Raw genomic sequence first — 17,257 nt, 5'->3', positions numbered from 1 at the left:
CGTGAGTGCCAACCCAAGCCCCGCGGGCAAGCAGCCGACCGCTACGTACGACAGCGCCTTCCTCAAGGCGTGCAGGCGTGAACCCGTGCCGCACACCCCCGTGTGGTTCATGCGCCAGGCCGGCCGCTCGCTGCCCGAGTACCGCAAGGTGCGCGAGGGCGTCCCGATGCTCGAGTCCTGCATGCGGCCCGAGCTGGTCACCGAGATCACGCTGCAGCCGGTGCGCCGGCACGACGTGGACGCGGCGATCTACTTCAGCGACATCGTCGTCCCGCTCAAGGCCATCGGCCTCGACCTGGACATCAAGCCCGGCGTCGGCCCGGTCGTGGAGCAGCCCGTGCGCACCCGCGCCGACCTGGCCCGGCTGCGCGACCTCACGCCCGAGGACGTGTCCTACGTCACCGAAGCGATCGGCATGCTCACCCGCGAGCTGGGCGGGACCCCGCTGATCGGCTTCGCCGGGGCGCCGTTCACCCTGGCGAGCTACCTGGTCGAGGGCGGCCCCTCGCGCACGTACGAGAACGCCAAGGCGATGATGTACGGCGACCCGCAGCTCTGGGCCGACCTGCTGGACCGCCTCGCCGACATCACGGCCGCGTTCCTCAAGGTCCAGATCGAGGCGGGGGCCTCGGCGGTCCAGCTCTTCGACTCCTGGGTCGGCGCGCTGGCCCCGGCCGACTACCGCAGGTCGGTGATGTCCGCCTCGGCGAAGGTGTTCGACGCCGTCGCCGGCTACGGCGTCCCGCGCATCCACTTCGGCGTCGGCACCGGCGAGCTGCTCGGGCTGATGGGCGAGGCCGGCGCCGACGTGGTCGGCGTCGACTGGCGCGTCCCGCTGGACGAGGCCGTCCGCCGCGTCGGACCGGGCAAGGCGCTCCAGGGCAACCTGGACCCGACGGTGCTGTTCACCGACAAGGACACCGTCGAGGCCCGCGCCCGCGAGGTGCTCGACACCGCCGCCGGACTCGAGGGCCACGTCTTCAACCTCGGCCACGGGGTCATGCCGAACACCGACCCGGACGCGCTGACCCGGCTCGTGGAGTACGTCCACACCAGTACCGCCCGCTGAGCGCGGCCGCCCGCCGCACGCTCACCGCGCCCGCGCTCACCACACCTGACGGGGCCGCGCCTGCCTGCCGAACACCAGGCGGCGCGGCTCCGGCGGTGGCGGGGTGCCCGGTTTGAGCGGCCAGGCCAGCACCATGCCCACCACGAAGCCCACCACGTGGGCCGAGTAGGCCACCGTCCCGGCTCCGGACACCCCGTGCCCGGAGGAGTACACCGCCTGCAGCCCGAACCAGAAGCCCAGCACCAGCCAGGCGGGCAGCCGCAGCGGCAGGAAGACGAGGAAGGGCACGAGGACCCAGACCCGCGCCCTCGGGTACAGCACCAGATACGCGCCGAGCACACCGGCGATCGCGCCGGACGCGCCGATCAGCGGCTCGGCGGAGGTGGCGTTGAGCAGCGCGAAGCCGTAACCGGCCGCGTAGCCGCAGAAGACGTAGAAGAGGAAGTAGCGGATGTGGCCCATCCGGTCCTCGACGTTGTTGCCGAAGATCAGCAGGAACAGCATGTTGCCCAGCAGGTGCAGCCAGCCGCCGTGCAGGAACATCGCCGTGAACACGGACAGCGCCGGGGACTTGTCGTAGGCGGCCGGCCCCACCACGCAGCCCGGGCCGTGCGGGCCCACACCGATGCCGCCGGTCGGCACCGCACGGGGCATCTGATGGTGGATCAGCTCTCTGGGGACCGCCGCGTAGTGGTCCATGAACGCCTGCAGATGGCAGAGCTGCGCCAGTTCGCTCGAACCCGGCACCGAACCGAGGGTGCCGGGAGTGACGAGGAAGACGAGGACGTTGGCGGCGACGAGGGCGTACGTCACATACGGGGTGCGGCGCGCCGGGTTCACGTCATGGACGGGGATGACCACACAGAAGTACTGCCCGGGATACGGCCGGTGAATCGGTGAACGCAGGCGGGCGGGGCCGCGTATCTCCTCTCAACCGACGTGAGGATCAGGCGATGAACGCGAACGCTCCGCAGGTGACGGCGATGCAGGCGCTGCCCGACGGCGAGGCCGAGCTGTCCTTGGTGATACGGCTCCCCTGGGAGGACGTCGCCCGGCTCGGTCAGGATGCCGGGCGGCTGGCGGCGCAGATGCAGCGGCCGGTGACGCTGGACGAGGCGGTGAGCTACCGCCTGCGGTCCACCCGGCCGTCCGCCTCGCACGCCAAACCCGCCGGGGAGCAGCCCGCCGCCGTGACGGCCGGCGGAGGCGTCACCTCCCTGCCGCGGATCAGCACGACGGCCTGAACCGCCCGCTGCTCACCGCTGACCGTCCCGCACCTTCGCCGTCGCCTTCCTCGCCGCCACCAGGACGGGGTCCCACACCGGCGAGAAGGGCGGGGCGTACCCGAGGTCAAGGGCCGTCATCTGCTGCACCGTCATCTGCGCGGTCAGCGCCACCGCCGCGATGTCGACCCGCTTGCCCGCGCCCTCCCTGCCGACGATCTGGACGCCGAGCAGCCGGCCCGTGCCGCGCTCGGCGAGCATCTTCACCGTCATCGGGGAGGCGCCGGGGTAGTAGCCGGCCCGGCTGGTCGACTCCACGGTGACGGACTCGAACCGCAGGCCCACCCGGCGGGCGTCCTTCTCGCGCAGTCCGGTGCGCGCGATCTCCAGGTCGCAGACCTTGCTGACCGCCGTGCCCACCACACCCGGGAAGGTGGCGTAACCGCCGCCCGCGTTGGTGCCGATGACCTGGCCGTGCTTGTTGGCGTGGGTGCCCAGCGGAACGTACTGCTCCTGCCCCGAGACCAGGTTCAGCACCTCGACGCAGTCGCCGCCCGCCCAGACGTTCTCGTGGCCGCGCACCCGCATCGCGAGGTCGGTGAGCAGGCCGCCGTGCGCGCCGAGGGGCAGCCCCGCCGCACGGGCGAGCGAGGTCTCCGGACGCACCCCGATGCCCAGCACCACGATGTCCGCCGGGTACTCGGCGTCCTCGGTGGCCACCGCGCGGACCCGGCCGTCCTCGCCGGTCAGCACCTTGGTCACCTCGGCGTCGTTCACCATGGTGATGCCGAGCCCCTCCATCGCCCGGTGGACCATGCGGCCCATGTCCGGGTCCAGGGTCGACATGGGCTCCTTGCCGCGGTTGACGACCGTCACCTCGAAGCCCCGGTTGATCAGCGCCTCGGCCATCTCGACGCCGATGTAGCCGGCGCCCACGACCACCGCGCGGCGGCCGGGCGCCCGCTCCAGCGAGTCCAGCAGCGCCTCGCCGTCGTCCAGGGTCTGCACCCCGTGCACGCCCGGCGCGTCCACGCCCGGCATGTCGGGGCGGACCGGACGGGCGCCGGTGGCGATGACCAGCCCGTCGTACGACGTCCAGGACTCCGCGCCGGAATCGACGTCACGCGCGCGTACCCGCTGCCCGGCCACGTCGATCTCGACGACCTCGGTGCGCATCCGCAGATCGATCTCGCGCGCGCGGTGCTCCGCCGGGGTGCGCGCGATGAGCTGGTCGCGCTCGGGCACGTCACCGCCCACCCAGTACGGGATGCCGCACGCCGAGTAGGAGCTGAAGTGGCCCCGCTCGAAGGCCACGATCTCCAGTTCGTCCGGACCCGACATCCGGCGCGCCTGCGACGCCGCGGACATCCCCGCGGCGTCGCCGCCGATCACCACCAGCCGCCGCCTGCCGTCCCGCCCACCGTTCATTCTCATGCGAACACGCTACGATGCGCGGCCGTTTCGGTCCCGGCCGGGCTCGCGTGTCAGTCCCGGCCGGGCTCCCGCGCGGGCTCCGGCGCCGGACGCGCGTGCGGCAGCGCGCCCGGTACGGCCGCCGGTGCGGGGACCGGCGCCGGGCGGCGCGGCAGCCGCGGCCGGACCAGCCGCGTCCACACCAGGGCCAGCAGGGCGGCGAGCGCGGCGAACGGCAGCAGCGCCCCCAGGACCAGGGCGATCCAGCGCAGCATCGTGACGAACGCGTGCCAGCCGCCCGACAGCGCGTCCACGAAGCCCGGCGTGTCGTCGTCGGCGGCCTTCTTCACGGGCGTCTCGGACAGCGACAGGGTGATGGTCGCCAGGCTGGTGCGGTCCTTCAGGGACGCCTGCTGGGCGAGCAGCGCCTCCAGGTCCGCCTCCCGGCTGCTCAGCTCGCCCTCCAGGGTGACGACGTCGCTCAGCTTGGCCGCCCGGTCCATCAGCGTCCGGATCCGGGCCACGCTCGCCCGCTGCGACTTGACCCGGCTGTCCACGTCCACGACCTGGTCGGTGACGTCCTGCGCCTTCGCGGTGCGCTCGACGAGCCGGCCGGCGCCCTGCAGGTCGCCGAGGACCTCGTCGTACCGCGCGGCCGGCACCCGCAGCACCACGCGCGTGTACTCGTGGCCGTCGGAGTCCCGGGAGGTGTTCTCGCCGCCGACGTAACCGCCCGCGCTCTCGGCGGTCGTGCGGGCCTCCCCGAGCGCCTTGGGCACGTCCTTGACCTCGACGGTGAGGGAGGCGGTGCGGATGACGGCGCTCGGGACGGACGAGGGCGCCCGGCGGGCCGACTTCGCGTCGTCCGCCTTGCCGCCGGCGGCACCCGCCTGCCGCTCGGCGCCGTCCGCGGCCGACTTGGCCGAATCGCCGCCCGAGTCGCCGGCGGCACTGCACCCGGCCAGCGCCAGGCAGGCGGCGAGCAGGACCCCGGCCAGGGCGCGGACGGGTCGTACGGGACGTGGTGTGCGCATGGGCGGTACCCCCGGAAGCGGTGAGACACGACGGCAATGACCTCTGACGCTCCTTCGACGCCCGGGCGGCCCGGGACGTTGGGGCGCGCCGGTTCCGAAGCGGTCACGGTCCGGACTCGTCCCGGACACCGGTCCGGGACGGGCCTGTCGGCGGGGTCTGAGAGAGTGGGGGACATGAGCGCAACGGGTACGCCTACGGAGCATGTCGTCGTCGTCGGAGCCGGGATCTCGGGGCTGGCCGCCGCCCACCGGCTGCTGCGACGGGGCGCCCGGGTGACCGTGCTGGAGGCCTCGGACCGCGTCGGCGGAAAGCTGCTCCCCGGCGAGATCGCCGGCGTCCGGGTGGACCTGGGCGCCGAGTCGATGCTGGCCCGCCGTCCCGAGGCGGTGACCCTCGCCCGCGAGGTGGGCCTCGCCGAGCGCCTCCAGCCGCCGGCCACCGCGACCGCCTCGATCTGGACCCGCGGTGCCCTGCGCCCCATGCCCAAGGGGCATGTGATGGGCGTCCCCGGCACCGCCGCCGCGCTCGCCGGCGTGCTGTCCGACGAGGGCCTCGCCCGCATCGAGCGCGACGCCGGACTGCCCCGCACCGAGATCGGCGACGACGTGGCGGTCGGCGAGTACGTGGCGGCGCGGCTCGGCCGGGAGGTCGTCGACCGGCTGGTGGAACCGCTCCTCGGCGGGGTGTACGCGGGCGACGCGTACCGCATCTCGATGCGCTCGGCCGTCCCGCAGCTCTTCCGGGCGGCCCGCGACCACGACTCCCTCACCGAGGCCGTGCGCGACATCCAGGCGAAGGCCGAGGCGAACCGGCAGACCGGACCGGTGTTCACGGGAATCGAGGGCGGCGTGGGCCGGCTGCCGCTCGCGGTCGCCGAGTCGGTGCGCGCCCTCGGCGGCGACATCCTCTGCCGCACGCCCGTGACCGGACTGCGCCGGGAGGCGTCCGGCCACTGGCGGGTCACCGCGGGGGAGCGGGTGCTGGACGCCGACGCGGTGATCGTCGCCGTACCCGCCCCGGCCGCCGCCGCGCTGCTGCGCGCCGAAGCCCCGGAGGCCGCGGCCGAACTCTCCGCCGTCGAGTACGCCTCCATGGCCCTGATCACCCTCGCCTACCGCCGCACCGGCCTCGCCCTGCCCGAGGGCAGCGGGTTCCTGGTGCCGCCCGTCGACGGCCGCACCATCAAGGCGTCCACCTTCGCCTCCCAGAAGTGGGGCTGGATCGCCGAGGAGGACCCGGACGTCGTCGTGCTGCGCACCTCCGTCGGCCGGCACGGCGAGACCGAGGTGCTCCAGCGCGAGGACGCCGAGCTGGTCGCCGTCTCCCGGCACGACCTGCGCGAGGCCACCGGCCTGGACGCCACGCCCCTGGAGACCCGGGTGACCCGCTGGACCGGCGGACTGCCCCAGTACCCGGTGGGCCACCACGCGCGCGTGGCCCGCATCCGCGAGCACGTCGCCAAGCTGCCGGGCCTCGCGGTGTGCGGCGCGCAGTACGACGGCGTCGGCATTCCGGCCTGTGTCGCGAGCGCCCACGCGGCCGTCGACCAGCTCGGCGGCGACCTCGACGGTGTGCGCAAGCTGACGGCCGACCCGGTGCAGAGCCTGCACGGCGGAGCGGGAGAATAGGAACATGAGTGACGACGCCTCCACCCCCGAGACCGGCAGGATCCCGAACAAGGGCAAGCTGGCCAAGGACCTCAACGAGGTCATCCGCTACACGCTGTGGTCCGTCTTCAAGCTGAAGGACGTGCTCCCGGAGGACCGCGCGGGCTACGCCGAAGAGGTCCAGGAGCTGTTCGACCAGCTCGCCGCGAAGGACGTGACGATCCGCGGCACCTACGACGTCTCCGGGCTGCGCGCCGACGCCGACCTGATGATCTGGTGGCACGCCGAGACCAGCGACCAGCTCCAGGAGGCGTACAACCTCTTCCGGCGCACCCGGCTGGGCCGCGCGCTGGAGCCGGTGTGGTCGAACATGGCGCTGCACCGCCCCGCCGAGTTCAACCGCTCGCACATCCCGGCGTTCCTCGCCGACGAGACGCCCCGCGACTACGTGAGCGTCTACCCCTTCGTGCGCTCCTACGACTGGTACCTGCTGCCCGACGAGGACCGCCGCCGGATGCTGGCCGACCACGGCAAGATGGCCCGCGGCTACCCGGACGTCCGCGCCAACACCGTCGCCTCGTTCTCGCTCGGCGACTACGAGTGGATGCTGGCCTTCGAGGCCGACGAGCTGTACCGCATCGTCGACCTCATGCGCCACCTGCGCGGCTCCGAGGCCCGCAGGCACGTCCGCGAGGAGGTCCCCTTCTTCACGGGCCGCCGCCGCGACATCGCGGACCTGGTGGCGGGGCTGGCCTGAGCTGTCGGCCGGGGGTCCGAGGGTTGTCCCCCGGGGGACAGGGCACGGGCCGCCGCCGCGACATCGCGGACCTGGTGGCGGGGCCGGCCTAGGACGCCTTGCCCTTGAGGGCGTCCCGGTCGGGGCGCTTCGCCGCGGGGGAGGCCGGGTCCTCGGGCCTCGGTTCCGGGCGCGGTGCGCAGGCGGCGCGCCGCCCCGGGACGCGGCCCTCCAGCAGGTAGCCGTCCAGGTGGCCGTTCACGCACCGGTTGGGGCCGCCCCCGAGGCCGTGCGTACCGGCGTCCCGTTCGGTCACCAGCGCCGAGCCGGCCAGCCGCCGGCTCATCTCCAGCGCACCCGAGTACGGGGTGGCCGCGTCACGCTCCGCGGCCAGGACCAGCACCGGCGGCAGCTCACCGGGACCCGTCCGCACGTCCAGCGGCCGCTGCCGCGGGGCCGGCCAGTACGCGCAGGGCAGGTTCATCCACGCGTTGTCCCAGGTCTCGAACGGCGCGCTGCGCGCGAGCCGGGTGTTGTCGCGGTCCCACACCTTCCAGTCCGTCGGCCAGGGCGCGTCGTTGCACTCCACGGCCGTGTAGACCGCGCTCGCGTTCTCCGCCTGGGCGGCCGTCCCCGCGTCCGGCGCGGCCAGGTCGACCAGCGCCCTGGCGTCGCCCTTCAGATAGGCCGACAGCGCGGCGGCCCGGCCCGGCCAGAGGTCGTCGTAGTACCCGGCCTGGAGGAACGCGTTCTGCAGCTGGCCCGGCCCCACCTTGCCGCCCGCCGCCTTCCCCGCGAGCCGGCCCCGCGCGGTGTCGTAGCTGTCCTGCACCTTCGCCGCGGTGTCGCCCAGCCCGTACACGCCGTCGTGCCGGGCGGCCCACTCGCGGAAGTCCGCCCAGCGGTCCTCGAACGCGGCGGACTGGTCGAGGTTGGCGCGGTACCAGACCTTCTGCGGGGCCGGGTCCACCGCGGAGTCCAGCACCATCCGCCGGACGTGCGAGGGGAACAGCGTCGCGTACACCGCGCCGAAGTAGGTGCCGTACGACGCGCCCATGTACGTCAGCCGGTCCTCGCCCAGCGCCGCCCGCAGGACGTCCAGGTCACGGGCGTTGTTCAGCGAGTTGTAGAACCGCAGCCCGCTGCCCGACCGCTCGGCGCAGCCGCGCGCGTACGCCTTCGCCCGGGCGATGCGCTGCCGCTTGTACTGCTCTGAGGGGTGGGACGGCGACTCGGTGGGCGCGTGGAGGAAGAGCTTCGGCTCGACGCAGGACAGCGGCGCGGAACGGCCCACCCCGCGCGGGGCGTAGCCGACGAGGTCGTACGCGGCGGCGATGCGCTGCCACGCGGGCAGCGTGCGGGCCATCGGGAAGTACATGCCGGAGGCGCCGGGGCCGCCCGGGTTGTAGACGAGCGCGCCCTGCCGGGGCACCTTCCGCTTGCTGTTGTGCGGGTCCCGGTGGGTGGCCCGGGCCCGGCTGACGGTCAGCTCGATCTGCTTGCCGTCGGGCCGCGCGTAGTCCAGCGGGACGCGCACCGTGCCGCACTCCAGGCTCCGCGGCGCGTCCCGGCCGTCGCACCGGGCGAACTCGACGCCGGCCTCGCGCGCCCGCTGCGCGGCCACCGTGGTTCCGCGCGCCTCGGCCGTGGCCGGCGCGCCCGCGGCGCCGTCCGCCGGAGCCGCCGCCAGGGCCGCGAGGAGCAGGGACCCGGCGGCCGAGTACAGGGCGGCAGCTCTCATCGCGTATCCCTCCGGTGCGCGGCGGCGATGGCACGGCTGCCACGGCCCGACGATCACACAAGGGATGTTTCGTTCGGCTCCCGGTGAAGGCAAGCACCGCGCGGCGGTGTCGCCGGGAATGCCCCCGGTGCGCCCCCGATGGGCGGTCTCACTCCCCCCGGCGGTCGCGGTGGGCGAAGGCCGCGCGCAGCTCCGGTTCGCCGACAGCGCGGACGCCCCGCACGGCGACGGACGTCAGGAAGGACCGCTCGTCGCCGTCACCGCCGGGCCGCCGGGGCAGCGTGCCCAGCAGCCGCTGGCCGGCCGGGGAGGCCCAGCGCGAGTAGGGGTGCGCCTCGATCCGCGCGATGGCGAGGCAGCTCACGGTCAGCGCCAGGGGCAGCGCGAACCACAGCGTGACGAGGAACCGGGGCATCCCGGTCTGCGCGGGCAGCAGCAGGGCGGCCAGCGCCAGCGCGCACACGGCCAGCGCGGCGGCCCGCACCTGGCGGACGCCGTCCGCCACCGTCGTCCGCGCGCCGTCCGGCACGGCGAGCCCCGAACGCACCAGTCCGTCGGCGAGGCGCCGTACGGCCTCGGCACCGGCCGCGGCGGCCCGTACCGGGGCGATCCTGGACTGGCCATCGGGCCCTATCGCCCCGATGACGGACCGCTCGATGTCGTCGCGGCCGCGCGGATCCACCACCGTGGCCCAGCCGGTGTGCGCGAGCAGCAGCCGCCGCTGCCGGGCCATGGAGACCATGGTGACGTCGGCGACCCGCGCCGGACCGCCGGACAGGAACGCCGCCTCGTACAGCGTCAGATCGTGCTCCGGATCGGTCGGGACGCCGTTGGCGTCGAGGTCCGCGGCGCGGACCGCGGCCAGGCACAGCCGGGTGCACGCGACGCCCGCGAACGCCCAGGCCAGAAGCAGCAGAAGGACCCAGAACATGACGTGTTTCTATGCCAGGGCCCTGGGAAACGCCACGCCCGTCCCAGCATCCGGACCGAGCGTTGCCGGTACGTGACGTTCCGTTTGTCTCGCAGGTCAGGGGGCGTCGACCGGGAGCGGGGTCGAGGTGGCGGGCGGCATCGCGTACGACCCGGACGGCGAGGGCGCGACCGGCACCGCCGAACCGGCGTCGGTGACCGGGGGCGTCGGCACGGGGGAGGGGGTGGTCGCGAGGTCCCGGGCCAGCGCGGAGAAGTCGACGTACCCGGTCGCCTCGAGGACCTTGATGTGGTCCAGCACGGTCGTGTTGGCGTCGTCGGCCAGATCGCGCACCAGCGTGTTCTGGGTACCGGCACGAACCTCGGCGACCAGCGAGAACACCCGGCCGTGGGCGAGGCGCAGCAGGCCCGCAAACTGCCGGTCGAACTCCTGGCCCTGGGCGGTGCGCAGCGTGGCGAGCCACTGCCTCTGCTGTGCGTTGGGCTCGTCGGGCAGCGGCACGCCGAGCCGGGCGGCGACGGTGCGGTCGTGCGCGTCGAGCGAGGTGTGGCCGTCGATCAGATGCTGACCCGCGTCCCGCACGGCCTGGGTGGTGCCCTTCTCCAGGGCCATCTGGCCGGCCGGCAGCTCCCACAGCCCCGCCAGCCGGACCTTGGTGACGAAGTCCCGGTCCCGCTCGGACAGCGGGCCGTACGGCGTCGTCACGGTCCGCGCGGCGAGGACCTGGGCGGCCGTGCCGTCCTGCCGGCCGGCGTAGGACCACAGCGGGAAGAGCAGCGCCGCGGCGGTCGCCGCGAGGGCCGTGATGATGAGCCCGGTGCCGCTGAGTATGCCTCGGCCCTTGACGGGGGGTCGCGGTCGCATGGTGCCTCCTGCACCGCACTCCGGGGTGCTGGGTGCGGGGTTGGCATATTACTGCGGGGCCGGGCGAACGGGTCACGGCGGATGGCCCGGGGCGGACCGGGCGGATCAGGCCCTGCGCAGCAGTACCCGCGCCCGTGCCGCCAGGCCCCTCGGCCGGGGCGCCGGGCCCGCGCGGTGCAGCCACCACTCGCGCAGTTCCCGCCGGACCGCCGGGTCGTCGGGGCGGCCCAGCTTGAGCAGGTGCCCCGCGAAGTCCAGCGCGTCCCGGCGGTAGCCGCCGCTCATCGGCAGGCTCCGGGCGTACTCGAGGAACGCGGCCCGGTACCCGTCCCCGAGGATCACCGGCAGCTCGGGCGCCACCTTCGCCACCACACCCGCCCGCTTGGCCGCGAGGGCCCGCGCCTGCACCCCCATCCGAGCCCGGTCGAACCCCTCCGGCACCGGCGTCCCGGCCACCAGCGACGACAGCACCGCGGCCTGAGCGACACCCAGCCGCTGCCGAGCCTCTTCCCCGCCCGCGCCCCCGACGGTCCCCACCGGCCCCACGTCCTCTTCCCGGCTGGCGCCGTCGGGCCGGCTGGCACCGTCGGACCGGCTGGCGCCGTCGGGCCGGGTCCGGCTGCCTTCCACTGCCCGGCTGGCGCCGCCCTCGGCCCGGCTGTGGTCCCCGGTCGTGCTGTCGCCTTCGGCCCGGTCGTCCCCGACTCGGCTGCGGCCCGCTTCCCGGCTGCCGCCCTCGGCCCGGCCGGGGCCGTTCCCGGTCCTGTTGTCGTCCCAGGACCTGCCGTCGCCATCGGCCCGGCTGCCGCCGTACCCGGCCTGGCTGTCGCGCTCGGCCTGGCTGTCGTCCTCGGCCTGGCTGTCGCCCTCGGCCTGGCTGTCGCCCTCGGCTGGGCTGTCGTCCTCGGCCTGGCTGTCGCTCGCGGCCCGGCTGCCGCCGTCTCCTGCCCGGTCGCCGCCCTCGGCCCCGCTGTCGCTCGCGGCAGGCTCGCCGCTCACCGCCGGTGCGCCGTGCCGGGCCGGAGCGTTGCCCGGCGTTGGGGCTTTGCCCTGGGTCGGAGCCTCGCCCGGCGTGGATGCCTTGTCCCGGGCCGGAGCGTCGCCCGGCGTCGATGCGTCGTCCCGGGCCGGATCGACGTCCTCCGCCTGGCCGCGGCTCGCGGGCCGGTAACCGCTGTCGGCGGGGCTGCCGGTGACCACCGGCGCGCCGCCGGTCGCCGGGGCGCTGTCCGCCGCCGTCGGCTCGCTGCCGGCGGGCGGAGCCCCCGCCGTGCCCGGCTTGCCGGGGCCCGTCGAGCGGGCCGTCCCCGCCGTCAGGGCGGCGCGGATGGCGTTCAGTTCCCCTTCCAGCTCGGCGGGCTCGGGGAAGTCGTCGTCCCGTTCCAGCAGGACGCCGGGCGGCGTGACGCGGGACGCGAGGTCGGTCAGGATGTCGAGCACCGCGCGCGGCACGGGGTGCGCGTGGCTGTCGTGCCAGACGCCGTCGCGTTCCACCCCGCCCGCGACGTGCACGTACGCGATGGCCTCCACCGGCAGCGCCGCGAGCGCCGCCGCCGGGTCCTCGCCCCGGTTGACGTGGTTGGTGTGCAGGTTGGCCACGTCGACGAGCAGCCGTACGCCGGTGCGTTCGACCAGTTCGGACAGGAACTGCCCCTCGGTCAGCTCCTCGCCCGGCCAGGAGAACAGCGCGGCGATGTTCTCCACGGCCAGCGGCACCGGCAGGGCGTCCTGCGCGATCCGCACGTTCTCGCAGAGCACGTCGAGCGCGTCCCGGGTGCGCGGCACGGGCAGCAGATGGCCCGCCTCCAGCGGCGGGGACGCGGTGAGCTCGCCGCCCGCCCGGACGAACGCGATGTGCTCCGTGACGAGGGGCGCGCCGAGCGCCGTCACCCGCTCGGCGAGCGCCGCAAGCCGCCCCGGATCGGGGCGCTCGGCCCCGCCGAGGCCGAGGGAGACGCCGTGCGGGATCACGGTCACGCCCCGCTCGCGCAGCCGCAGCAGCGACTCCGGCAGGTGGCCGGTGCAGACGTTCTCCGCCACCGCCTCCACCCAGTCGATGCCCGGCATGGCCTCCACGGCGTCCGCGATCTCCGGCCGCCAGCCGATGCCCGTCCCCAGTCGCGGCATGCCCGCACCCCCTCCTCCGGATGACGGGGGTATGGCCCCGCGGTGCGGCCCCGAACCCTGGCCGGCGAGCGTTCAGAGCAACATTTGAGGTTCGCCGCGGCCGCCGCCCGAGCCCCGGCGGCTACCGGCGCAGCGCGGGATGGTCGGCGACGACCGTGCAGGAACCGGGGGCGATCTCCGTGAATCCGGCGTCGCGGACCACGGGCAGGCCGCTGGTGGTGAGCCCGGGCCAGTCGCCGGGGGCCGCGGTGCGCACGGACAGCGGGAAGCCCTCGTCGCGCCAGGCGGCACGGGCCTCGGGGGACAGGGCCCACCAGGCGAGCTGGGCGCCGTGGCCGGCCTGGGCCATCGTCTTGCCCGCCGACATCTCCAGTTCCGGGTTGAGCCACAGCACCGGCCGGGCGCGGTCGGCGCCGGACGGCGGTTCCGGATCGTCCAGCTCCGTCCCGGACACCTGCAGCTTCGCCAGGTCCTTGGGCCAGCCGTCCAGCGGGACCGGCGGGAAGACCCGCACCTCCGCGGACTCCCCGGTCAGCGTGATGCCGGGCAGCGCCTCGGCCCGCCGCCACTCCGCGCCCCTGGCCCGCCGCACGACCTTGCGGATCCGGGCGTCCTCCCAGTTCCGCACGGCCTCCGCCCACTCGCCGTCCCCGACGGCCCGGTCGTCGCCGAGCATCAGCAGCACCGCGCGGGCGGCGGTCTCCAGGGCGTCGGTACGGGCGGGCGGAGCGCTCTTCTCGATCCGCACGACGAGCGGCAGCACGAACTGCGGCGCCTGGTCGCGCGGGGTGCGCTCGGTCTGGAAGGGGCTGTCACCGGGGGCGGCTGGGGCATGACTCACAAGGGCCCAGCCTACGAGAAGCCCGCCGGGGGCCTCGGACGGGCCCGGCGCACCGCCCGCCGCTCAGCCCGAGCAGGCGGTGCGCTGGGCCTCCTGCCACTCGCAGCGCGGGCACAGGGTGACGCCCTTGTACGACTCCGGGTACTCCGTGGGCTCCCGGCACAGGACGCACTCGGCGTAGGGCGGAGCGTCTGCCTTCGGAGGCCTGGCGGTGTCGACGATCATGCAGTACGTCTCGTCGTCGTTGTCGGTCATGTCTCCAGCGTAGGGCGGTCACCGGTGCCCGTCGGTCTCCCCGATCAGCTCGGAGACCTTCACGAACCGGTAGCCCTGCCGGCGCAGCTCCGGCACGACCGCGCGGACCACGCGCTCGGTCGTGGGGGCGGCGCTGCGGGTGCAGTGCATGACGACCACCGAGCCCGGCTTGACGCCGTCCAGGACCTGCTGGACGACCGCGTCGGCGTCCGTGGCGAACGCGTCGCCGCTCACCACGTCCCACTGCACCGCGGTGACCCCGGTCGGGCCGAGCGCCCGCAGCGCCTGGCGGTCGTAGCAGCCGCCCGGGAAACGGAAGTACGGCATCGGGTGCGGCACGCCCGCCGCGCGCAGGGAGGCGTACGCCCGCTCTACCTCCTTGCGCATCCCGTCCGCGCCGACCGTCGGCAGGCCGTAGCAGTCGCCGGTGAACGCGTAGTGGCTGTAGGAGTGGTTGGCCACCTCGAACTGCGGATCGTGGCCGAGGGTGCGGGCCTGGGCCGGATACTGCTCGGCCCAGCGGCCGGTCATGAAGACGGTCGCCGGGACCTTCAGCAGGCGCAGGGCGCCGATGAGGTCCGGGTTGTCGAAGTGCTCGCCGGAGGCGGCGCGGGGCCCCTCGTCGGCGGTCATGTCGGCGTCGAAGGTCAGCGCCACGGTCTTGCCGAGATTGCGCGGGCCGTGCTCGAACACCGGGGTCAGGCCGCCCGGGCCCGGGGCGAGGGTCGGGGGCCGGGAGGCGGACGGGGATGTGGAGGGGGCCGGGTTGGCGTGGGCCGGACGGGCCGGCCCGGGGCTGCCCGCGGTACCGCAGGCGGCGAGGGCCGCGCCGAGGGCGCAGCAGGCGGTGAGGCGGCGTAGAGATGCGATCACCGTGTGAAAATAGGATTTATCGGACGGTTTTCAGTTCATATGACTAATGACGCTCCGATGGAGTCACCCGGGCGGCGGGAGCACCTCACAGCTCCCGCTCCTCCAGCGGCCGCACCGCCGGGCCCTGGATGACCCGGCCGTCGACGCCGAAGCGCGAGCCGTGGCAGGGGCACTCCCAGGCCTGCTCGGCCCCGTTGAAGGCGACCAGGCAGCCGAGGTGGGTGCAACGGGCCGACAGCGCGTGCAGGGCGCCCTCCTCGTCACGGCGTACGGCCAGGTGCCTGCCGCCGACGCGGACCACCGCGCCCTCGCCGGGCGCCAGGTCGTCCGGGGAGGCCGGCGGGCGCAGCCGGTCGCCCACGAAGTGCCAGGCCACCTCGGCCTGGGTCTTCAGCAGTGACGGCGCCTCGCGCAGCACCGACTTCACCCGCCGCGGGTCGTACAGGTCGCTCCACGGGCGGTCCTCGCCCGTGATCAGCGCCGTCAGCAGCAGCCCGGCCATGATGCCGCCGCTCAGCCCCCAGCCGCCGAAGCCGGTGGCGACGTAGGTGTGACGGGCGCCGGGGTGGAACGGGCCGACCAGCGGCACGGTGTCGGTGGAGTCGTTGTCCTGTGTGGCCCAGGCGTACTCCAGGTCCACCCCGGGGAAGTGCTTCTCCGCCCACTCGGCGAGCCGGCCGAAGCCCGCCGCGGGATCGCCGGTGCCCGGCGTGAAGTGCTCACCGGTGACGACGAGCAGTCGCTGCCCGTCCTCGCCGTACGGCGCGGTGCGCACCGAGCGGGTGTTCTCCTCCGGCGTGATGTACATGCCCCCGGGGTCGGGCCCGTCGCCCAGCGGACCGGCGACGACCAGTTCGCGGCGGGGGGAGAGGCGGGAGAAGAGCATCGCCCGGTCGAAGACCGGGTAGTGGGTGGCGATCACCACGTCCCGCGCGGTCACCGTACGGCCCGACTCGGTGGTCAGCCGGCAGGGCTCGCCGCCCTCCGCGAGGCCGACGACCCGGGTGTTCTCGTAGACCTGCCCGCCGCGCGCGACCAGGTCGGCCGTCACGGCCCGCAGGTACTTCAGCGGATGGAACTGCGCCTGCCCGGCGACCCGTACCGCGCCCGCCACCGGGAACGGCAGCCCGGTCTCCGTGGTGAACGAGGCGTCCAGCCCCGCCTCCCGCGCGGCCTCCGCCTCCGCCCGCACCTCGGCCACCCGCTCGCCGTCCCGTACGAACGTGTACGCGTCCCGGGCCTCCCACTCGCAGTCGATGCCCAGCCCGGTCACCAGCGCGGCCGCGTGCTCGATCGCCTCCGACTGGGAGCGGGCGTACAGCCGCGCGCCCTCGGGGCCGCGGGTGCGCCGCAGCCGGTCGTAGACCAGGGTGTGCTGCGCGGTCAGTTTCGCGGTGGTGTAGCCGGTGACCCCGGCCGCCACCCGGCCGGCCTCGAGCACCGCCACCCGCAGCCCGGCCCGGGTCAGCTCGTGGGCGGTGCTGAGCCCTGCCATGCCCGCGCCGACGACGGCTACGTCGACGTCGACGTCGTCCGTCAGAGCGGGGTGGGACGGCCCGGGGGCGGTCCGCAGCCAGTACGAGTCGGTGACCTGTCGCATCTCGCGCATGGCCGCCGGGTACCCAGCCCGGCCCGGCTCACGTCCCGCTCACGTCCCGCTCGCCCCGCTCACTTCTCCTCGGGCTGCCGCGGCGCCTGGCGCTGCCCCGCGTCGCCGTTGGGGGTGGGCAGTTGCCCGAGCTGGTGGCCCCTCTCCAGGAAATGCAGCAGCTCCACCGGGATGGGCAGCACCAGGGTGGAGTTCTTCTCGGCCGCCACCGCCATCACCGTCTGCAGCAGCCGTAGCTGGAGCGCGGCCGGGGTCTCGGACATCTGCTCGGCGGCCTCGGCGAGCTTCTTGGAGGCCTGCAGTTCGGCGTCCGCGTTGATGATCCGGGCCCGGCGCTCCCGGTCGGCCTCGGCCTGGCGGGCCATCGACCGCTTCATGGTGTCCGGCAGGGACACGTCCTTGATCTCGACCCGGTCCACCTGGACGCCCCAGCCGACGGCCGGACTGTCGATCATCAGCTCCAGACCCTGGTTCAGCTTCTCCCGGTTGGAGAGCAGATCGTCCAGGTCGCTCTTGCCGATGATCGAGCGCAGCGAGGTCTGCGCCATCTGGGACACCGCGAACTTGTAGTCCTCGACCTTCACCAGGGCGCTCGCCGCGTCGACCACCCGGAAGTACACGACGGCGTCCACCCGCACGGTGACGTTGTCCCGGGTGATGCCCTCCTGGCCGGGGACCGGCATGGTCACGATCTGCATGTTCACCTTGTGCAGCCGGTCCACGAACGGGATCACGAGCGTCAGGCCCGGCTCGCGCACCTCGCCCATGACCCGCCCGAGCCGGAAGAGCACACCCCGCTCGTACTGCTTGACCACACGCGCCGCCATCGCGAGGTAGACGACGCCGACGGATGCGGCGGCCACGGCCGCCCCCAGCAGCTCCTGGAGCATGATGACCTCCTCACCGAGAGGCCTGCCTTTTGTCCGCTGCTGC

15 protein-coding genes and 2 pseudogenes are annotated in these 17,257 nt (G+C 74.5%); 4 read left to right on the top strand and 13 right to left on the bottom strand.

The features are described from left to right. The first annotated feature begins 1 nt into the window (after position 1). The gene (hemE, locus tag ACZ7JA_RS16010; protein WP_351666788.1) at positions 2-1,069 is read left to right on the top strand and encodes a uroporphyrinogen decarboxylase; all 1,068 of its coding nucleotides are present in this window, start codon (positions 2-4) and stop codon (positions 1,067-1,069) included. A gap of 36 nt (positions 1,070-1,105) precedes the next feature. Here the strand turns inward: hemE and ACZ7JA_RS16005 are convergent, their stop codons facing one another. After that, on the bottom strand, positions 1,106-1,930 hold the full coding sequence (locus ACZ7JA_RS16005) for a rhomboid family intramembrane serine protease (protein ID WP_351666790.1): 825 nt from the start codon (positions 1,928-1,930) through the stop codon (positions 1,106-1,108). A 122-nt stretch (positions 1,931-2,052) separates the two neighbouring features. On the opposite strand from ACZ7JA_RS16005, the gene ACZ7JA_RS16000 reads away from it, so the two are divergent. Further along, the gene (locus ACZ7JA_RS16000; protein ID WP_351666851.1) at positions 2,053-2,313 is read left to right on the top strand and encodes a hypothetical protein; all 261 of its coding nucleotides are present in this window, start codon (positions 2,053-2,055) and stop codon (positions 2,311-2,313) included. A 12-nt stretch (positions 2,314-2,325) separates the two neighbouring features. Here the strand turns inward: ACZ7JA_RS16000 and ACZ7JA_RS15995 are convergent, their stop codons facing one another. Together ACZ7JA_RS15995 and ACZ7JA_RS15990 are read right to left on the bottom strand one after the other, a co-directional pair. Next, a complete protein-coding gene (locus ACZ7JA_RS15995) occupies positions 2,326-3,726 on the bottom strand; it encodes an FAD-dependent oxidoreductase (protein ID WP_470808773.1) in 1,401 nt (466 codons plus the stop codon). A gap of 50 nt (positions 3,727-3,776) precedes the next feature. Beyond that, on the bottom strand, positions 3,777-4,739 hold the full coding sequence (locus ACZ7JA_RS15990) for a DUF4349 domain-containing protein (RefSeq protein ID WP_389302627.1): 963 nt from the start codon (positions 4,737-4,739) through the stop codon (positions 3,777-3,779). Positions 4,740-4,913: 174 nt separating this feature from the next. Between ACZ7JA_RS15990 and hemG the strand changes: the two genes are divergently transcribed. Both hemG and hemQ read left to right on the top strand, forming a co-directional pair. After that, on the top strand, positions 4,914-6,368 hold the full coding sequence (gene hemG, locus ACZ7JA_RS15985; RefSeq protein ID WP_450746545.1) for a protoporphyrinogen oxidase: 1,455 nt from the start codon (positions 4,914-4,916) through the stop codon (positions 6,366-6,368). A gap of 4 nt (positions 6,369-6,372) precedes the next feature. Beyond that, positions 6,373-7,104 (top strand): hydrogen peroxide-dependent heme synthase, encoded by a 732-nt coding sequence (gene hemQ, locus ACZ7JA_RS15980; RefSeq protein ID WP_351666798.1) that lies wholly within the window; start codon positions 6,373-6,375, stop codon positions 7,102-7,104. Between the two features lie 88 nt (positions 7,105-7,192). Here hemQ and ACZ7JA_RS15975 read toward each other — a convergent pair whose 3' ends face one another. The 10 genes and pseudogenes from ACZ7JA_RS15975 to ACZ7JA_RS15930 form a co-directional block, all read right to left on the bottom strand. Next, a complete protein-coding gene (locus ACZ7JA_RS15975) occupies positions 7,193-8,824 on the bottom strand; it encodes an alpha/beta hydrolase (protein ID WP_470808770.1) in 1,632 nt (543 codons plus the stop codon). A 148-nt stretch (positions 8,825-8,972) separates the two neighbouring features. Then, on the bottom strand, positions 8,973-9,755 hold the full coding sequence (locus ACZ7JA_RS15970; protein ID WP_450747188.1) for a TIGR04222 domain-containing membrane protein: 783 nt from the start codon (positions 9,753-9,755) through the stop codon (positions 8,973-8,975). Between the two features lie 96 nt (positions 9,756-9,851). Then, positions 9,852-10,619, bottom strand: coding sequence for a DUF4142 domain-containing protein (locus tag ACZ7JA_RS15965; protein WP_351666804.1), 768 nt, complete (start codon positions 10,617-10,619; stop codon positions 9,852-9,854). Positions 10,620-10,724: 105 nt separating this feature from the next. After that, a pseudogene (locus ACZ7JA_RS15960) lies at positions 10,725-11,273 on the bottom strand (SCO6045 C-terminal-like domain-containing protein); the annotation flags it as partial. A gap of 585 nt (positions 11,274-11,858) precedes the next feature. Continuing rightward, positions 11,859-12,746: pseudogene (locus ACZ7JA_RS15955) on the bottom strand (MbnB/TglH/ChrH family RiPP precursor modification enzyme); the annotation flags it as partial. Between the two features lie 121 nt (positions 12,747-12,867). Next, on the bottom strand, positions 12,868-13,587 hold the full coding sequence (locus ACZ7JA_RS15950; protein ID WP_470808766.1) for an aminoacyl-tRNA hydrolase: 720 nt from the start codon (positions 13,585-13,587) through the stop codon (positions 12,868-12,870). Positions 13,588-13,650: 63 nt separating this feature from the next. After that, positions 13,651-13,842, bottom strand: a complete 192-nt coding sequence (locus ACZ7JA_RS15945) for a hypothetical protein (protein WP_351666810.1) — start codon at positions 13,840-13,842, stop codon at positions 13,651-13,653. 18 nt (positions 13,843-13,860) lie between these two features. Next, on the bottom strand, positions 13,861-14,715 hold the full coding sequence (locus tag ACZ7JA_RS15940) for a polysaccharide deacetylase family protein (protein ID WP_389302612.1): 855 nt from the start codon (positions 14,713-14,715) through the stop codon (positions 13,861-13,863). Positions 14,716-14,800: 85 nt separating this feature from the next. Further along, positions 14,801-16,324, bottom strand: coding sequence for an FAD-dependent oxidoreductase (locus ACZ7JA_RS15935; protein ID WP_470808763.1), 1,524 nt, complete (start codon positions 16,322-16,324; stop codon positions 14,801-14,803). 59 nt (positions 16,325-16,383) lie between these two features. Further along, positions 16,384-17,214 (bottom strand): slipin family protein, encoded by an 831-nt coding sequence (locus tag ACZ7JA_RS15930; RefSeq protein WP_351666816.1) that lies wholly within the window; start codon positions 17,212-17,214, stop codon positions 16,384-16,386. Between the last annotated feature and the right edge of the window lie 43 nt (positions 17,215-17,257).

The organism is Streptomyces sp. NPDC038135 (assembly GCF_055601245.1).
Note: the sequence above shows the minus strand (reverse complement) of the source record. Positions and strands in the feature narration are given on the sequence as shown.